This window comes from Rhodoferax sp. GW822-FHT04A08, assembly GCF_058801025.1.
The window spans coordinates 556,935-574,261 of sequence record NZ_JBXAMW010000002.1 but is presented as its reverse complement, the minus strand read 5'-3'; the positions used below and the strand labels follow the sequence as shown (position 1 = coordinate 574,261).

Below are 17,327 nucleotides of genomic sequence, written 5' to 3'. Positions count from 1 at the left end.
CTAAGATAGACCTATGAGAACCACATCACGTTTCTGGGCGGACTGGACGGCGCGCGACTTTGCGCAAGCGCAGGCCCATGGCCGCATGCCGCAGATCATCGCCGTGCTGCCGCTGGCGGCCACTGAGCAGCATGGCCCGCACTTGCCGCTGTGCGTGGACACCGCGCTGGTGGACGGTGTGATCGCCGCCACATTGCCGCAGCTGGCCACCGATGTGCCGGCCCTGTTCCTGCCCACGCAGGCCGTGGGCTTCAGCCCGGAGCATGCAGCCTATGCGGGTACGCTGACACTCAAGTCCGAAACGCTGATCCGCCTGTGGACCGACATCGGCGAAAGCGTGGCCGCCGCCGGTGTGCGCAAGCTGGTGCTGCTCAATTCGCATGGCGGCCAGGTGGGTTTGCTTGATGTGGTGGCACGTGACCTGCGCGCGCGGCTGGGCATGCTGGTCTACAGCGTCAACTGGTTTGGCTTGCCGCTCGTCGGGCCAAACGGCGAAGATGTGAATGCGCAATTCAGTGCCGACGAGCACCGCTTCGGCATCCACGCCGGAGACATAGAGACTTCCATGATGCTGGCGCTGCAGCCGCAGGCCGTGGATATGGAGCACGCGCAGAACTTTGCCTCCACTTCGCAGGAGCGCGCCAGCCAGTACGCCATCCTGGGCAATGGCAAGAGCGCCAAGCTGGCCTGGCAAACCCAGGACTACAACCCGGCCGGTGCGGTGGGCAATGCGGCGGCTGCCACTGCGGAAAAAGGCCGCAGCGTGCTCGACGCGGCAGGCCGCGCCCTGGCGCAACTGCTGGCCGAGCTGCACCAGCTCCCCATGACTACCCTGGTCGACAAGCCGCGGCTGTAATCCGCTCTCAGGAGTAGCTGGCCCAGTCGGCGTAGGGCGCTGCGTCCAGATGGGGCAGGGTATTGAAGGTGAGCAAGGCCTGGCGCTTGGGCGTGAACGCAAATTCGGTGAGCGCCGTGTTGCGGATGCGCATATTGAGCTCCACAAACGCCTCGGGGCTGGTGCCCAGGGTCAGCGCCACCGCTGTGGCAATCGGCCCGCCGCTGCTGACCAGCAGCACATTGCCGCTGTGCTGGCTACGTATCAGCGCAAGCACTTCGGCCACACCCGCTGCAAAGTCTCGATAGGGCAGCATGCCTTCGGGCGTGACGCTGCCTGCGGCCCATTGCTGCAGGCCGTTGCGCAGGCGCAGGAAATGCGCACGCACGGACTCGGGTGTGGTCGGGCGTGGCGCGGGTTCGGTGGAGGTGCTGCGGATCACCGCTTCGCTGTTGTACTCGTTGAGGCCCGTGCGCACGCTGGGCTCCAGCGACTGGGTGCTTCCCATGCCCTGTGCAATGCCGGCCCAGGTCTGCGCATGGCGTTTGAGGCTGCCGATATAGACCGCGTCGAACTGCAAACCCTTGTGGGCCAGGTATTCGCCCAGGCGCACCGACTGGCGCTGGCCCAGGCCGCTCAGGTTGTCGTAGTCGTCGGCGCCCAGCGAGGCTTGTCCATGGCGGACCAGATAGAGAGTTCCCATGGCTGCACTGTAAGAGACCTGGGCCTCAGTGCGTGTCGCCAAAGCGCCGCGTCAGCCACTGGGCGGTCAGCATGGCCAGGGTGCCGAAGATCACCAGCCCGGCACCTTGCCCGGCCATCACCTGCACCGGGCCGTAGTGTGCGCCCCACCAGGCAAAAGGAATGGTGCCCAGGGTGGCACGCGCCCAGTTGAAACCGGTGGACCACAGCGGGCGCCCCAGGTTGTTGAACGCCGCATTGGCTACGAACAGGGCTCCGGCAAACAGAAAGCTGGCGCAAATCCAGGAGCAGAACGCGTGCACCATCTCGGCTGCCACGCCTTCCAGAGAAAACGCGCGTATCAGCAGGCCTTGCAGCAGCGCTAGCAGCAACCAAGCGGCGCCTACCGCCAGCGCCATGAACCACAGGCTGGCACGCATGCAGGCGCGCACGCGTTCGAACTGTCGGGCGCCCAGGTTCTGTGACAGGATGGGACCGACCGCACCGCTGAGGGAATAGATGAGCCCGAAAGCAACCGGTGTGATGCGGTCCACGGTGGCCTGCCCGGCCACGGCGGACGGGCCGAACTGCGCCACGCTGTGCGTCACAAAGGCAGCGCCCACCGGCGTGGCCAGGTTGGAAAGCACTGCGGGTGCGGCAATGGCCGAGAGCGCGCGGGCGTCGGCGGAGAAGTGCTGCCACTCGACCGGCCCCAGCATGTGATGCACACGCCACACACCGAACGCGCCCAAGCCCACCATGACGCAGCGTGCAATCACCGAGACAATGGCGGCGCCATCCAAACCCAGGCCGAACACGAAAATGAACAGCGGGTCCAGACAGGCAGTGACCGCAGCCGCGCCCAGCGTCACCCACATGGAGCGTCGCGCATCGCCTACCGAACGCAGCAGGGCCGAGGTGGCCATGCCGATGCCGAGCAGCGGTACCGAAGGCATGGTCACCGTGAGATAGCGCTGCGCCAGTCGCGCCACTTCCCCGGTGGCACCCAGCGCATTCAGCAGTGCCGGTAGTACCAGCACCGTGCCCAGGCCCAATACGGCAGCGATGGCCACCATGATCAGCTGGCTGTGGGTTGCCATGCGGCGCGCGTCCTGCATGTGGCCGGCACCAATGGCTCGGGCCACGCAGGCGGTGATGCCAATCATCAGACCGATGCAGATCGAGGTATGGAAAAACGCCACCACCCCGGCAAAGCCCACCGCTGCCGCAATCTCCTTTTCACCCAGCAGCGAGATGTAGAACAGGTTGATCAGGTCCACCGCAAACACCGCCACCAGCCCGATGGCCCCGGTACCGGCCATGACGAACACATGGTGGAACAGGGAGCCACTCAAGTAGCGGGCGGGTGCTGCAGGGACGCTGGTTGCGGTACGGGTCATAGGGGGCGCAGTGTGTCATGGATTGGAAAAACCGCTTTCAGGAGAAGCTTTGTATCGGGGTGCCTAGGTAGGGAACGCGAAACTGCGGCGGGCAGTGCATCGCCCTTGCCACATCCACCAGATCGGCAATCACGGCGGAGGCGGTCTGTTCGGAACCTGCGCCTGCGCCGTAATAAAACGTGTCGCCTGCCGCGTCGCTGCGTACCAGGATGCCGTTCATGGAGCCGCTCACGCAGCCCAGCCAGTCCTGCGCCGGTACCAGCGTCGGCCGGACCGACAGGTGGAGGCCATGTGTATCCCGCTTGGCTACGGCCAGCAGCTTGATGCGGCAGCCCTGTTGCTTGGCCTCTTCCATGTCACGTGGCTGCAGGTGCGCTATGCCCTGCACGTCCACCTGCGCGAGCGAGATGGGCGTGCCAAACGCAATCGCCGCTAGCAGGCAAAGCTTGTGCGCGGCGTCAATGCCTTGCACGTCCAGGTGCGGATCAGCTTCGGCAAAGCCGCGCGCCTGTGCTTCGCGCAAGGCCGTGTCAAAGTCCACACCCTTATCCTGCATTTCGGTCAGGATGAAGTTGGTGGTGCCGTTGAGGATGCCGGTAACGCTTTCCACGCGATTGGCGGCCAGGCCCTCGCGCAAGGCCTTGACGATGGGAATGGCCACAGCCACCGCGCCCTCATACGCCACGATCACGCCGCACGCCTGCGCCGCTGCAAATACCTCCGCGCCCTGTTCGGCCAGCAGCGCCTTGTTGGCAGTGACCACATGCTTGCCGCTGGCAATGGCTTGCAACACCAGCTCCTTGGCTAGCGTGGTGCCGCCCATGGTCTCTACCACCACGTCGATGTCGGGCAGGTTCACCAGAGCGAACGGGTCCGACAGCACCCGCACCTCAGACCCAACCTTCGCTTGCGCCCGCGCTGTATTGCGAACCGCGACCGCAGTGATGGTGATGGCTCGGCCACAGCGCGCCGCGATGAGTGCCTGATTGCGCATGAGCACACGGTAGGTGCCTCCGCCGACCGTGCCCAGGCCGAGCAGGCCTACCCGCAGCGGCGCATGTTCCGCGTGGAAAGGAACGGTGCCATGATTTGTACTTGTGACTGCTTGAAACATCTTTCTCTCCAGACAGTTGAAAACCCAACTGCCTGGGCTGGGAACTGTTTGAAGAGACACCAGAAGGCAGCCGGGACGGCCACCTGCACGACTCAGGTGGCCGTGGTGGTAATGGTGGTATTGCGTGCAAGCTCCGTTCGCACGGAGGCGGGTGTGGCATTCAAGGCCCGTTGCGGGGCAGTGAAGGCATCGGAGAAAGGCTTGCAGAACATGCACGCAGTGTAGCAAAGCGACCCTCGTACACTGACCCCACCCGCCCCGACGAGGTCAAAAGAAGGAAGCCTATGCCCCACGTGGAATTCACAGTTGCTGATGCAGTACGGGACCGCGCCGCACTCATCAATCTCAACCTCGAATACATGACTTGGGCATTCGGGGAAATCGAGGCGTATTTCGCCGTACCCATGAACGACATTGCAGGTGTGTCGGTGAACGAGTACGTTGCAGCCGTTATCGACAAGGTCTGTGGTGATCCACCTCCCAAGGGGATTTTCTACCTGGTCTATGTGGCTGGAAGCCTGGCAGGCATGGGTGGTCTGCGCTATCTGCGCAAAGGCACAGCGGAAATCAAACGCATTTATTTCAGCCCGCAATACAGAGGCAACAAATTGGGAGAACGGATGCTCAGACGCTTGTTGTCAGACGCGCGTGCTTTCGGATATGAGCGCGTACTCCTGGACTCTGCGCCTTTCATGACTTCTGCGCACAGAGCGTACGAAGTCTGCGGCTTTGTCGACTGTGCGGCCTATGAGGAGACAGAGGTTCCCGTCCAGTTTCGCGGAAGGTGGCGGTTTATGGGGTGCAGTCTGTGACGGGAATGCGTCGATAGCGGTGCCGCGCAGGTCAGCCGGTCTGCTCCAACGCCACCTCTGCCGCCGCCTGCGCATGCAGGCCGGTGGTATCGAACAACGGTACGGTTGCATCTTCTGCCGCCACCAGCAGGGTGATCTCCGTGCAACCCAGGATGATGGCCTCTGCGCCCTGGTCTACCAGCTTCTGCATGACGCGGCGGTATTCCTGGCGCGAACTGTCCAGGGTTTTGCCCAGGCACAGTTCCTCAAAGATGATGCGGTGCACGGTGGCGCGATCGGCCTCATCGGGCAGCAGTACCTGCAGTCCGTGCCGCTGGATCAGGCGGTCCTTGTAGAAACTCTGCTCCATGGTGAAGCGCGTGCCGATTAGTCCCACCTTGGAAAAACCGGCTGCCCGGATAGCCTGTGCCGTAGGGTCTGCCACATGCAGCAGGGGGATGGTGGCCGCGGCCTCGATGGCAGACGCCACCTTGTGCATGGTGTTGGTACACAGCACCAGAAAGTCGGCTCCAGCGATCTGCAGCGTGCGTGCTGCCTGCGCCAGGATTTCACCGGCGGCCTGCCAGTCGCCGGCGCGCTGCAGCACTTCGATCTCGGCAAAGTCCACACTCAGCAGAATCAGCTTGGCCGAGTGCAGTCCACCCAGGCGCTGCTTGACCGCTTCGTTGATCTGGCGGTAGTAGAGCGCAGTGGACTCCCAGCTCATGCCACCGATGAGGCCAATGGTCTTCATCGCGGCGCGGGGAAAGGCTGTTTGAAGGTGAAGGCCTTGTCGGTCGGGCCCAGGGTGCGCAGGGTCTGCAGCCGCTCCTTGGCCTCGGCCTCATCGGGACGGTGGCCGGCGGGTACCCACCACAGCACCATATAGGCCTGCTCCATGCGGTCGAACCACTCCTTGCGCCGCTTCATGATTTCCACATGTGCCGTCTTGTAGACGAACGCGCCCAAGGCGTCCACGCTGTCCCACACCGACAGGTTGACCAGTGTGTCGTCACCAAAGGGGCGAAACGCGGTGGCGTTGCCATCCTCACCTGCCAGGCGCCAAACAAAGCCCGGCGCGCTGTCGGCCAGCGCATTGATACGGTCCAGGTTGGCGACAAAGTCGGCCATCTCGGGCGAGTCCATGGGCGTGCGCATTTGCGCGATGTTGAGTTGGGCGAGGTGGTAGGCGGCCATGGTGTTCCTTGCTAGGCGGCCAGCTGCCGGGCCCATTGCTGCAGATTGCCCGCAGTGGCCGTGGCGCCACCGCACACGATCACCAGCACATTGCGATAGGGGGCAAGTGCAGCGGCGTTGCCGTACACCGCGGCCAGCGCAGCACCACAGGCCGGCTCCACCAGCAAGCGGTGGTCGTCCAGAAAGCGGTTGCAGGCCTCCACGGCCTCCTGGTCCGACACCAGCACGCTGTGCACCTTGCCGCTTTGGCCCAGATCGAAAGCTTTTTCACAGACCTGGCGTGCGCCCAGGGAGGTGGCAATGCTGGTGATGGCATCCAGCGTCACGCGCTCGCCAGCCTGCATGGCGGCGTGCAGGGACGCGGCGCCGTGCGTTTCCACGGCCAGCACCGGCACATCGCCCCAGCCGTTGCGCGCCAGGCCTTCCATGACACCGGCCAGCAATCCGCCGCCACCAACCGACAGCACCACGGCATCGGGCCGCACGCCGCTGGCTGCGACTTCATCAATCATGCTGGCGTGGCCGCTCCACAGCAGCGGGTTGTCAAACGGATGCAGAAAGGCGTCGGTGCCGGTCAGCAGCGACTGCGCCAGCGCATTGGCTTCCTGCCAGCTGGCGCCATGCACGGTGACCTCGGCACCTTCCTGGCGCAGCAGGTCTTTGGCACGCTCCGAGGTGGTGGACGGGACCACCACGGTCACGGGAATGGACAGATGGCGACCTGCATAAGCCACGGCCAGACCGGCATTGCCGCCGCTGGACGATACAAAGCGCTTGGCGCCGTGCTGTGCATAGTGTTCGCAGGCGGCGCCTATGCCGCGGATCTTGAAGGATCCGGGCGGCTGCAGGGCTTCGAGCTTGAGCCAGACGGAACGTCCTGCGGCATGGGACAGAGGGTTGGATTGAACCAGTGGAGTGGCAATGTGCAAAGGCATGGATGGCGTTAAAGAAGAACTTGACCGTTGATACAGGTGACGCTGTCCCCGCCAACCCAGACTTGGCCGGACGCGTCCTGGTGAATGTGCACCCGTCCCTCGCGCCCTATGCGGGTTCCTTGGGCTGCGACATAGCTGGAAGGCGCGTGTCCGTCGGCAATCAGCCATTGGGCGAGGCTGGCGTTGAAGCTGCCGGTGATGGGGTCTTCCGACACCGCCAGGTCGCTGACAAACATGCGCACTTCCACACTGGGCTGGGCGTTGTCCGTGGGCGCAGCAGCTGCTGTGCCGCCGAAGGCGCGCGCCTCGCGGTTCGAGCGTTTGATCAGCCCATGGCTGCCGCTCTCCTGCTCGACGGCCGCAATGCCAACGCCGCTGCATCCGCCCTGTGCCAGCACTGCGCGGATGGCGGCAGCGTCTGGCTTGAGGGAGAGCACGGTGTCCGCGCTGTCCACCAGCAGGCCGAAGAATTGTGGGCCGTTGACCAGTCTCTGGCTGGCGACCAGTTGCTCTGCTTGCAGCCCCAGGGCCGCCAGCAGTGCAGGCAACAGCTCCGGCGCGATGGCGCAGCGCGCAAGCGGCGGTGCGGCAAACGCCAGGCGCCGGCCTTCGGGCCGAATGGCCACCAGGCCGACCTTGCACTGCTGCACGATGCGCGCCGGGTCTTTGGGTGTGCCGCCGTGCTCCAGCCAGGCATGGCAACTGCCCAGCGTGGGGTGACCGGCAAAGGGCATCTCGTACGCGGTGGTGAAGATGCGCACCTGGTAATCCGCACCGGCCGCCGCCGCCTCAGGCGTGGGTGGCAGCAGGAAGGTGGTTTCGGCCAGATTGGTCCAGGCGGCAAAGCGCTGCATGGCGTCGTCGCTCATGCCGCTGGCATCCAGCACCACGGCCAGGGCGTTGCCGTAATAGGGGCGTGCAGTGAAGACGTCGACCTGTTTGAAGGGGCGTTGGTGCGGCATGGTGGGACCCGATGTGCAGGTTCAGGACAAGGGCAGGTCCAGCACGCCCTTGGCGCCTGAACGTTGCAGCAGGGTGGCTATCCAGCGCCGCAGGTTTGGCAATGCGGGATGTTGCTCAGGCAGGCCCAGCCAGCGTTGCACGTCGCAGCCCAGCGGAATGTCGGCCATGGTGAAGTGGTCGCCGGCCATGTAGGCCTGACGGGCCAGGTGGGCGTCTAGCATTGCCAGTAGCGGCTGCGTGGCTTCTACAGATTGGGCAATGGCCGCCATGTCGCGCTTCTCTGCGGGGGTGCGAAACCATTGCACGAAGGCCGTGGCGGCGAAGCGGTTGAAGGTGGTCTGTTGCCAGTCCATCCAGCGCTCGGCATCAAAGCGTGTGGGTAGGTCCTGCGGATACAGCGTGCCGTTGGCATGCTTGGCGCAGAGATAGCGCACGATGACGTTGGACTCCCACAGCACCAGTTCGCCATCCTGGATGGTGGGCACTTCGCTGTTCGGGTTCATGGAGCGGTACTCGGGCGTCTTCACTACGCCGTAACTCAGTCCCGCATCGGTGCGCTGGAAGGGTACGCCCACTTCCTGCGCGGCCCACACGACTTTGCGAACGTTGAGCGAACTCAGGCGACCCCAGATATGCAGCATGTCAGCGTCCTTGTTGTTCCTTGATGGCGGATGCCAATGCTGCCACACCCCGGTGAATCTCTTCCACGCTGGGGGTGACAAAGCTCAGGCGCATGCTGCGCCCGTCGGCATGGCTGGCGTAGAACGGTGCGCCCGGCACAAAGGCCACGCCCTTGTCCACTGCATGGGGCAACAGCTCCACCGCGTTCATGCCTGCGGGCAGACGTGCCCACAGGAACATGCCGCCCGCAGGCGTATTCCAGGTCAGGGATTGCTCGGGCTGTGTGGCCGTATCCGGAAAGTGGCTGGCCAGTGCCTGCAGCATGGCGTCGCGCTGGGTCTTGTAGAGCGCGCGTATGGTGGGCACGTGGCGGTCCAGAAAGCCGTCCTGCATCACCTCGTAAATCATCCGCTGGTTGAAGCCGGGGCTGTGCAGGTCGGCAGCCTGCTTGGCTTGCAGCAGCTTGGGGTACACCGCCTGGGGCGCCACGATGAAGCCCATGCGCAAGCCCGGTGCCAGCACCTTGGAGAACGAGCCCAGGTAGATGCCGCCTTCGGGGTTGCGCGACGTCAGCGAAGCTGGCGGCGGCGTGTCGAACCACAGGTCGCCATACGGGTTGTCTTCCATCAGCGGCAGGCCCAGCTCGGCAGCCGTTGTGCTGAGTGCGGCACGGCGCGCTTCGGACATGGTGCGTCCGGTCGGGTTCTGGAAGTTGGGCAGCACATAGAGGAAACGGGCACCCTGCGCCTTGGCGCGCAGATCGGCCAAGTCAATGCCTTGGTCGTCACTCTCCACGCTCACCACTTCAGGCTCCATGGGGGTGAAGGCCATCACCGCGCCCAGATAGGTGGGCGACTCCACCAGCACGCGACTACCTTCGTCCACCAGGATCTTGGCCACCAGATCCAGACCTTGTTGGGAGCCGGTGGTGATCAATACCTGGGAGGGGTTGACGTCCCAGTTCTGGCCCTGTTCGCTGGCCTGTTTCGTCAAGTTGGCTGCCACCATCTCGCGCAGTGGCGCATAGCCTTCGCTGGCGGCGTACTGCAGTGCGCCACTGGGATCGTCGCGCAGTACTTTGGCGCACGCTGCTTCAAATTCCGCCACGGGAAACGTCTTGGCCGAGGGCAGGCCACCGGCAAAGCTGATGATGCCGGGTCGTTCGGTGACCTTGAGGATTTCTCGGATCACGGACGGGTTCATCTTGGCCGCGCGGGCGGAAAGAGTCCATGGGGATTTGGCAGTGCTCATGCAGTGTGCTTTCTGTTGTTATGGATGGAGGGTGAAGTCAGGTGTTGTTGTGCGTAACCCGGAGTCGGCGTCATGTCATCAGCATGGGATACAGCGAGGCCACCAGGGCCAGTGCCATTGCGTTGTTGAAGATGCGCAGCTTCAGGGGGTCTTGCAGGAATCTGCGCATGCTACTGCCAAAGGCCGCCCAGGTCCCCACGCAGGGGATACCCAGCACCATGAACATGCTGCCCAGCATGAGTACCTGGGTGGTGCTGGCGTGGGCGGGCAGATAGGCGGTCATGGCGGTCATGCACATCACCCAGGCTTTGGGGTTGACCCACTGGAATGCAGCTGCACCCCAAAAACCCAGGGGCCGCGAACCAGCCGCAACCTCGTTGGGTGCAGCACGCGAGGTCGCCAGTTTCCAGGCCAGCCACAGCATGTAGGCGCCGCCCACATAGCGCAGGATTTCCAGCACCGACGGGTATTGCCCGAGCACGGTGTGCAGGCCCAGGCCCACCAGCACCTGCATCAGGCCAAAGCCAATGCAGATGCCCAGCAAATGGGGCAGCGTGCGCTGCAGGCCGAAGTTCACCCCCGAAGTAAGGACCATGGTGTTGTTGGGTCCGGGTGTGATCAGGCTGACCACGGCAAACAGGCTGGCGGCAACAAGCAGTTCGTCGTTCATGTGGGTGCCTTTGCGCCAAGCGGCGCGGATATCTCGCGGGGTTGTTGTGTGGGCGCTGGGCTGCTGGCCAGCCGCTTGCCCAGAAACACCACGGCCACCACGGCCAGGGCAAAGCCCAGGGTGACCGGCTCCAGCATTTCGCCCAGCAGGGGGACGGCAGCCAGAATGCTGAAGAACGGCTGCAACAACTGCACCTGGCTTACGCGCAGTGCGCCACCGATAGCCAGGCCGCGGTACCAGGCAAAGAAGCCCGCCCACATGGAGAAGACGCCCACGTAGGCCAGCGCAAACCACGACGCGGTGTGGATGCTGCCCGCGGGCCAGTTGAGCAGGGCGCCCGGAACGCTAAAGGGCAATGTCATCACGCAGACCCAGCAGATCACCCGCTCGGCACCCAGCTGCGGCGTCACCTGGGCGCCGTATACATAGCCCACGGCGGCGGAAAGAATGGCGCCCAGCAGCAGCAGGTCTGCCCACTCCAGCGCGAAACCTTGCGTATGCTGGTAGGCCCGCATCAAGGAAAACGCCATTACCAGCAGCGCCCCCAGACCGGCGCAGACCCAGAAGCCCAGACGGGCGCGCTGGTGCAGCACCCAGGCGGCCATGGCGGCGGTGGCAAGGGGCAAGAGTGCAGTGAATACAGCGGCATGGCCGGAGGTGACGTGTCGCAGGGCAAAGCCCAGCAGCAGCGGAAATCCCAGCGCGTTGCCCAGCATGGCCATGAACAGGGGTTTGCGTTGTGCAGCGGTAGGCAGGGGTGAGCGCGTCAGCCCCAGGAATACCAGCGACAGGCCGCCAGCAAGGGCGGCGCGGGCGAAGGTGATGAACCAGGCCGAGAGCTGCGGGTCTTGCGGCGTGCCGGTGGCCAGACGCGTCATCGGCAAGGTGACGGCAAAGATGGCCACGCCCAGAACGCCCAGCCACATACCCCGTGTTTCTTTTTTCATGGGAATGCCTGGAGGGTAGGGGGCGTGTGGCGCATGGCTTCCACTGTACGTGCAAAATCAATACACTTGCAGTACAGTTTTTATGAACATTTTTTGAACTGTACTGCTGGCAGAACTGGCACAAGTACGTAAGGATTTACCCATGCTGATGAAAAGCAGCGCGCAATCGCTGACCGAACAACTGGCACAGCGCTTTGCCCAGCGCATTCGGGATCGCCTGCTGGCGCCAGGCGCACGACTGCCTTCGGTGCGCCAATGTGCGCAGCAGCAGGGTGTGAGTCCGTCCACCGTGGTGGGGGCTTACGACCAGTTGCTGGCCCAAGGGCTGGTAGAGGCCAGGCGTAACCGCGGCTTCTATGTACGGGAAAGCGTGCGCCATCCGGGCGAGCCAGTCAGTACTTCTGAGGTCGGTGCAGGGGATGTGACGCAGGCTGGCGCAACGCCACACCCGCCGCCGCTGAACGCCACCACCCTGATTCGCGGCATGTTCCACGCTGTGAGTGACAAGCCGCAGCCGGGCATGGGTGTGCTGCCGCAGGAGTGGCTGCAGAGCTCCTTTCTGTCCAGCGCGGTGCGGCGGTTCTGCAATGTGCGGGAACTCAACGACCTGTCGCTGCAATACGGTGAACCTGCCGGCGACACCGGGCTGCGCCGGGCCATCTCGCAGAAGCTCAAGAACGTTGCCGTGCAGGCCACTCCGGCGCAAATCATCACCACCATTGGCGCCACCCACGCGCTGGACATCGTCAGCCGCACGCTGCTCAAGGCCGGGGACTACGTCATGGTGGAGGAGCCCGGCTGGGCGGTGGAATTTGCCCGCCTGGATGCACTGGGCATGCGCATACTGCCGGTGCCACGCCGTGCCGAAGGGCCGGATCTGGAGGTGATGGAACGCTACGCCCAGGCCCACGCGCCAAAGCTGTTCGTGAGCGTGAGCGTGCTGCACAACCCGACCGGCTACAGCCTCAACCCGACCAGCGCGCACCGCATCCTGCAACTGGCCAATGCGCACAACTTCCATGTGGTGGAGGACGATACCTACAGCCACTTTGCGCCCGAACATTCCACCCGCCTGTGCGCCCTGGACGGGCTGCAGCGCACCATCTACGTGGGCGGCTTTGCCAAGATCCTGGCGCCCAACTGGCGCGTGGGCTACATGGCCGCGCCGCAGGACCTCGTGGAGCGGCTGCTGGATACCAAACTGCTATCCACGCTGACGACACCGGCCTTGCTGGAGAAGGCATTGGCCTGGTGTGTGGAGCAGGGGCAGATACGCCGCCACGCCGAGCGCATACGCCTGCGGCTCGATGGCGCCCGCACGCGCAGCGTGGCACTGGCGCTGGCGCACGGGTTCACATTTGCCTCAGAACCGACGGGCCTGTTTGGTTGGGTGGAGACCGGCGTGGACACCGACGCGCTATCGCAGCGCATGCTGGACGAGGGCTACCTGCTGGCGCCCGGCGCGCTGTTCCACGCCCAACGCACGCCCAGCAGCCTGATGCGCATCAACTTTGCCACCACACAGGAGCCAGTGTTCTGGGAGACGCTCAAGCGTTTGTGTGCGGAGTAGTCGGGGGGGGCTTAGTTATTCGAACAGGTTAATTCTTGAATACGTTGATTTGTCATGTCAGTCATGCAATGGCGATTGAGTAGTACCTCATTAATCATCGAGTCGGTCTTGGCCAGGGCGGCAGCCCTGGCTCACAGACAAAAGAAGGAATAACGATTGCGGCGCACAGAAGGAGTTACCACCGTGATTGCTCCATAGCGAGAGTGCTTATCTGAGGGTTTTTTGATGATGCTTTTTATATACACCATCAACTGCAACCGCATGACCAAAACCGCAAGCTGTATTAGGATCATCTGAGACTTGCGAAACAATAACGGCGGTTTTTTCGAATTTCATGGTTATGACACATGACTTATCGTATTCCAAGGGTGTGTAAACCGCCGTATTGTTTTTGTAGGCGATGGTTGTCGTAAATTTTCCTTGATTGAAACTAGGGAAACCTTTGTTACCGTTCAAGTCAACAAGTATATGATCTTCGTCAACGCGAGTCACCTTTATCTCTCCAGAGAAGCCAGTGGGTACATATTTGGATTTGGGCGCCTCGCCGCTGTTTTGTATTGAAATCCTCTCCATCTTTGAACGCAAAGAATATGTTCCTACTGGGTTGATCTGTGATAGGTCTTCTGCTGTTGCTGCCCCAATCGCAGACAGCATGAGGAACGCAATGCTAGTACTAATGCCTTTTGTAGGAGTGGTGCATTGCATATGCATGTTATTTTACTTTTGGTTTTTTAGAGTCTTTATTCTTTCATAATTAAACTTCATCAGACAGTCTATAAACTCTATTTCACGTAACTCCCCATCTCCTGCGTAGTTATAATCGGCCTTGCACGATTCATTTTTAAACCTAATCCAAGACTGTTGCGCAGTTTCAAAATGGTTGCTTGCAGGCGGAAGGTTGTTCTTAAGTAATATTTCTTTGTCGTTTTCTTGATAGCTTTTCAGTGACTTGGAGAATGCCTTGGATAGGCTCTGTTCGCTAGCTTTTAACGCGGCTCTTTTGCAGAATATTATTTGTTGTTCAGCAATTGGGTTGCTGCAAACGGCAGCCATATTGACCAATTCCTCGGTTTTGGATGAGTGAGAGGCTGCGAGTAAACCAAGGCCGAGAACTGCATTAATGATTCGCATCGTATACACCTGTTTTGAATAGTCTTGCCTCTAACTTTCTCCTGCTTGGGACGCGATCTATAAAGAATATTCCCAATAATTCTGACGCTGACTTGTAATCCCCACCGTTCACCATATTGGCGACTCTTTGAGCACGGGACTCGTCGCCAGTGTCGTGCTTTTTGTTGAGATAAATTCCAGTATTAAAAAGAATTGAGACCAGAGAGTCATACTCGTATTGGTAGAGTGGAACGGCAACAAGTTTATTTATTGCCACCTCAACCCCAGCAATGTCCTTTCGCGTAAATTCCCTAGCTTGGTCAAGTGTAATTTTTTCGCCTATTGTTAAATGATCGGCAGGGACGACTTTGTGTCCCATGCCAACGGTCGGTATGTGATATCCATCATCGTAGACCTCAAGAATCATTCCGGAAATAACGTCCTTATTAAGAAAATTCTTTCCATTTACAACGCCGCTCTCCAACACCGCCATAAACTCAAGACCCATATTGGTAATTTTCCACGGCTTCGCAAGCCTGTCAGACTTCGCCACCACAAAAGAATCCGATTTCACATTGGTTTTCCTCCAAGCCAAAGGCTCGGGGAATTTCACACCAACATGCCCAAGGTAAATTTCAACGTGTTTAGCGCCCTCGGTCTTGTATCGCTGGGTTAGTCCGCTACTGTCTGTCGTGCCATGCACGACCTTGCCATCGGGCAATTTGACTGAGTAATAGGTGTCTACCAGCGCTTTGCCTTTGGCATCCAGCAGCATGAACTGCTCGTCGAAGGGGAGTGCGAAGTCCGCAGGATTGAGTCCCGCATGGATGAGCCAAGGCTCCGCGGCCGGGTCGGCATATGCTTCATCAGAAAAGCTGAAGTGGAAGCGACGCTCGCTATAAGTAACAAGTCTTGGAGGTGGATTGCATCCACAAATGCACAGGTCACCGCCGTAAGCAAATTCCCGCCCGTCGCAAACCTCAATGTCACGGGGTGGAACTACCTGAATGTGCCCGATAGTGCCGCATGCGGGGCAGTCGATTTTGTGCCCGTTAAGTGCAAGTCCTTTGCCATAAAAGGTTCTGTTGCTGCTTCCTTCAATGACAACACCACCGGCAGTGGTTTTGTCACCTATAAGAGCGCCGATGCGCCGAGGGCCCGCATAGTCAGTCATGGCGTGCGTCCTCGGTGGGGTAAACATAATTGGGGTCGAACAGCCCCTCTACCCAACCCGTGTCTCCAATGTCCAGTTTTACCCGGCAGTCGGGAGAGCAGATGATGCGGTCATCGCCACTCACGTGGCTTCCTACCAGGGCATTAGGCCGCCCATTGGACGCCATGCCAAAACCGGCACCGGATGTGATCTTGGCCACGCTGCCGTCGGGGTAAACCACTTCGTCCCCCACCAGTGCAACAAACTCGCCAGGCGAGCCCGGACGGTCTGTGTCATTGACGCGGACGATTCCGCCTTTGAGGGTGCGGGCTCCTTCCAGGGCGATGTATAGGTTTTGATCTGCCATTTGACTCTCCTTAAATGGCGGATCATCTGGCGGAAACTAGCGAAAGACTCGAAAAATTGTCCGTTTAAAGACACTTTGTCCGAAGATTTGCCCCCTTGATCTAGATATGTTCGTGCCCATTGGCAAACAGGCGCTTGGCAGTCGCGATGATCAGGAACACCTCCTGCGAGCTGAGTTCGGGGAAATGATCCTTAAGGGTATGGAATGCCAGGTGTTCCTGTGCACCGTGACCCCATTGCGTTCTGGGGTCAAAGAATGGGCGTATGGCTTCGTAAGCGGGCGGGTAAATAAGACGGTCCTCGAGAGTGAGACGCGGATTGACGTCATGCGAAGGGTTGGACACGGGCGGCACCAGATCTAGGGTTAGTACCCATATGGTCGCACTCTCACGGACAAAGCTCAAGCGCATGTCGCGCTGGCACGCTCACACCAATTGACCTACCTCAATCGGCGTCAATTCAAAAGCCGAATCAGCTGATGTAGTTGAACAGCGAGAGCTTCTGGATCTGCGCGTAGGACTGCAGCGCGGCTTGGTAGCCGGTGGTCTGGTTCTGGAATTGCGAAATGGTCTTCACCATGTCCGCGTCTTCGGCGGCGGAGCGGTTGGACTCCTGCTCGATGTTGCGCTTGTCGTTGGAGCTGCTGATGATGTCCGCCCGGTTGAGCAGGTCGCCCGCCTGGCCGCGTACGGCGGAAATCCGTCCCAAGCTGATGTCGATGTTGTGCAGCGCCTGTGCCACGGCCTGGCTGGCAGCCGCACTGGTGGTGGCGTTGGCGATGTCATTCGCCGCCTTGTCCACAGTCGAGAAGACGCTGGAGTTCGGGGTGACGCTCAAGGTGTCGCCCACCGTGGGCGTGCCGCTGACGCTCATGGTCAGGCCTTGCATTCCGGTGACGGTGAATCCGCTGGCCTTGGTCCAGGGAACGGTGATCCCGCTGGTCGTGGTGGGCGAGCCCGAGGTAGGCGTCTCGGTGAGGTCGTAGGTGGCCGTGCCGGCAACCGGATCAAAAGCAGTTACCTGGATGGAATACGACGAACCATTCACCTGCGATGAATTGGTCATGGTGACCGGCGAGCTGACAAGGTTGGGGGCAGTGCCACCATTAGTGATCTGCACGTTGTACACCGCGTCACGTGCGGGTTGCAGCATGAAGGCGCTCTCGCCGTCCAGGGATGCAGGGATGGTGTAGGTCCCGGTGGCATTGGTACCGGGCAGTCCGTTGAAGGAGTAATCGGGCGAGGTGGCAGGACCGGCAAAAGGCTTGAGTGCGCTACCCAGCGCCGCGAACAGGGGCTGCCCATTGCTGTCCTGCGTATTGGCCAGACTCAGTATGCGTTGGCTCAAGCCTGCAATTTGATTCGCCACCGTCTTGCGCTCCGCGTTGCTGTAGCTTGCGTTGCCCGCGCTGGACACCAGGTCGCGCACCTGTTGCAACGCATCGGTGATGTCGCCCAGGGTGCTTTCCGCCGTGGTGATTGCATTCTTCTGTGCGTCCAGCGCACGTTGATCGGTTGCGATGCGGGAGAGGCGGTTGAGTGCACGCTCTGCCTGTGCGGCACCGGTGGGGTCGTCTCCGGGCGTGGTGATCTTCTTGCCGGTGGACAGCTGCTCCTGAATCTTGGTGAGATTGCTCTGGCGCGTTTCCAGGTTGCCGATGACGGTGTCGTAGGCGTTGGCAGAGCCGAGGCGGGTAAGTCCGGTAATTGACATGGGATCGCTC

The 17,327-nt window shown here is 61.3% G+C and carries 20 protein-coding genes; 3 read left to right on the top strand and 17 right to left on the bottom strand.

Going from position 1 to position 17,327, the window contains the following annotated elements; translation table 11 throughout:
- Positions 1-13 precede the first annotated feature (13 nt).
- Complete coding sequence (locus AC1RMF_RS07215) at positions 14-856, top strand: creatininase family protein (RefSeq protein WP_493140775.1); 843 nt, start codon at positions 14-16, stop codon at positions 854-856.
- A 7-nt stretch (positions 857-863) separates the two neighbouring features.
- Here AC1RMF_RS07215 and AC1RMF_RS07210 read toward each other — a convergent pair whose 3' ends face one another.
- From AC1RMF_RS07210 to AC1RMF_RS07200, 3 genes are read right to left on the bottom strand one after another with little or no spacing between them, the layout of a single operon-like run.
- Positions 864-1,538 carry a histidine phosphatase family protein gene (locus tag AC1RMF_RS07210; RefSeq protein ID WP_493140773.1) on the bottom strand — a complete coding sequence of 225 codons (675 nt, stop codon included), beginning with the start codon at positions 1,536-1,538 and terminating at the stop codon, positions 864-866.
- Between the two features lie 25 nt (positions 1,539-1,563).
- On the bottom strand, positions 1,564-2,916 hold the full coding sequence (locus tag AC1RMF_RS07205) for an MATE family efflux transporter (RefSeq protein WP_493140771.1): 1,353 nt from the start codon (positions 2,914-2,916) through the stop codon (positions 1,564-1,566).
- A 37-nt stretch (positions 2,917-2,953) separates the two neighbouring features.
- Positions 2,954-4,030: a homoserine dehydrogenase gene (locus AC1RMF_RS07200; RefSeq protein ID WP_493140769.1), complete on the bottom strand. Its 1,077-nt coding sequence runs from the start codon at positions 4,028-4,030 to the stop codon at positions 2,954-2,956.
- Between the two features lie 284 nt (positions 4,031-4,314).
- Here AC1RMF_RS07200 and AC1RMF_RS07195 point away from each other — a divergent pair, with 284 nt between their 5' ends.
- Positions 4,315-4,842 carry a GNAT family N-acetyltransferase gene (locus tag AC1RMF_RS07195; protein ID WP_493140766.1) on the top strand — a complete coding sequence of 176 codons (528 nt, stop codon included), beginning with the start codon at positions 4,315-4,317 and terminating at the stop codon, positions 4,840-4,842.
- A gap of 31 nt (positions 4,843-4,873) precedes the next feature.
- Here the strand turns inward: AC1RMF_RS07195 and AC1RMF_RS07190 are convergent, their stop codons facing one another.
- From AC1RMF_RS07190 to AC1RMF_RS07155, 8 genes are all read right to left on the bottom strand, one after another.
- The gene (locus tag AC1RMF_RS07190) at positions 4,874-5,575 is read right to left on the bottom strand and encodes an aspartate/glutamate racemase family protein (RefSeq protein WP_493140764.1); all 702 of its coding nucleotides are present in this window, start codon (positions 5,573-5,575) and stop codon (positions 4,874-4,876) included.
- Positions 5,572-6,018 carry a DUF3291 domain-containing protein gene (locus AC1RMF_RS07185; protein ID WP_493140762.1) on the bottom strand — a complete coding sequence of 149 codons (447 nt, stop codon included), beginning with the start codon at positions 6,016-6,018 and terminating at the stop codon, positions 5,572-5,574. The genes AC1RMF_RS07190 and AC1RMF_RS07185 overlap by 4 nt, the downstream gene beginning before the upstream one ends.
- Before the next feature lie 11 nt (positions 6,019-6,029).
- Positions 6,030-6,953, bottom strand: a complete 924-nt coding sequence (locus AC1RMF_RS07180; protein WP_493140760.1) for a pyridoxal-phosphate dependent enzyme — start codon at positions 6,951-6,953, stop codon at positions 6,030-6,032.
- 8 nt (positions 6,954-6,961) lie between these two features.
- On the bottom strand, positions 6,962-7,915 hold the full coding sequence (locus AC1RMF_RS07175; protein WP_493140758.1) for a PhzF family phenazine biosynthesis protein: 954 nt from the start codon (positions 7,913-7,915) through the stop codon (positions 6,962-6,964).
- Positions 7,916-7,936: 21 nt separating this feature from the next.
- Positions 7,937-8,557, bottom strand: coding sequence for a glutathione S-transferase family protein (locus AC1RMF_RS07170; RefSeq protein ID WP_493140756.1), 621 nt, complete (start codon positions 8,555-8,557; stop codon positions 7,937-7,939).
- 1 nt (position 8,558) lies between these two features.
- Positions 8,559-9,788 (bottom strand): aminotransferase-like domain-containing protein, encoded by a 1,230-nt coding sequence (locus AC1RMF_RS07165; RefSeq protein ID WP_493140752.1) that lies wholly within the window; start codon positions 9,786-9,788, stop codon positions 8,559-8,561.
- Positions 9,789-9,858: 70 nt separating this feature from the next.
- Positions 9,859-10,458 carry a LysE family translocator gene (locus AC1RMF_RS07160; RefSeq protein ID WP_493140750.1) on the bottom strand — a complete coding sequence of 200 codons (600 nt, stop codon included), beginning with the start codon at positions 10,456-10,458 and terminating at the stop codon, positions 9,859-9,861.
- Positions 10,455-11,405: a DMT family transporter gene (locus tag AC1RMF_RS07155; protein WP_493140748.1), complete on the bottom strand. Its 951-nt coding sequence runs from the start codon at positions 11,403-11,405 to the stop codon at positions 10,455-10,457. The genes AC1RMF_RS07160 and AC1RMF_RS07155 overlap by 4 nt, the downstream gene beginning before the upstream one ends.
- 142 nt (positions 11,406-11,547) lie before the next feature.
- On the opposite strand from AC1RMF_RS07155, the gene AC1RMF_RS07150 reads away from it, so the two are divergent.
- Entirely contained in the window at positions 11,548-12,975 is a 1,428-nt protein-coding gene (locus AC1RMF_RS07150) for an aminotransferase-like domain-containing protein (protein ID WP_493140745.1), read from the top strand.
- A gap of 207 nt (positions 12,976-13,182) precedes the next feature.
- Here AC1RMF_RS07150 and AC1RMF_RS07145 read toward each other — a convergent pair whose 3' ends face one another.
- From AC1RMF_RS07145 to flgL, 6 genes are all read right to left on the bottom strand, one after another.
- Complete coding sequence (locus AC1RMF_RS07145; RefSeq protein WP_493140743.1) at positions 13,183-13,629, bottom strand: hypothetical protein; 447 nt, start codon at positions 13,627-13,629, stop codon at positions 13,183-13,185.
- Between the two features lie 63 nt (positions 13,630-13,692).
- Positions 13,693-14,106 (bottom strand): lysozyme inhibitor LprI family protein, encoded by a 414-nt coding sequence (locus AC1RMF_RS07140; RefSeq protein WP_493140741.1) that lies wholly within the window; start codon positions 14,104-14,106, stop codon positions 13,693-13,695.
- Complete coding sequence (locus AC1RMF_RS07135) at positions 14,093-15,259, bottom strand: glycoside hydrolase family protein (RefSeq protein ID WP_493140739.1); 1,167 nt, start codon at positions 15,257-15,259, stop codon at positions 14,093-14,095. The genes AC1RMF_RS07140 and AC1RMF_RS07135 overlap by 14 nt, the downstream gene beginning before the upstream one ends.
- Positions 15,252-15,605 (bottom strand): PAAR domain-containing protein, encoded by a 354-nt coding sequence (locus AC1RMF_RS07130; protein ID WP_493140736.1) that lies wholly within the window; start codon positions 15,603-15,605, stop codon positions 15,252-15,254. Before AC1RMF_RS07130 ends, AC1RMF_RS07135 begins: the two co-directional genes overlap by 8 nt.
- 100 nt (positions 15,606-15,705) lie before the next feature.
- Positions 15,706-15,948, bottom strand: a complete 243-nt coding sequence (locus tag AC1RMF_RS07125; protein WP_493140734.1) for a hypothetical protein — start codon at positions 15,946-15,948, stop codon at positions 15,706-15,708.
- Between the two features lie 127 nt (positions 15,949-16,075).
- Complete coding sequence (gene flgL, locus AC1RMF_RS07120; protein WP_342619023.1) at positions 16,076-17,317, bottom strand: flagellar hook-associated protein FlgL; 1,242 nt, start codon at positions 17,315-17,317, stop codon at positions 16,076-16,078.
- Positions 17,318-17,327: the final 10 nt, after the last annotated feature.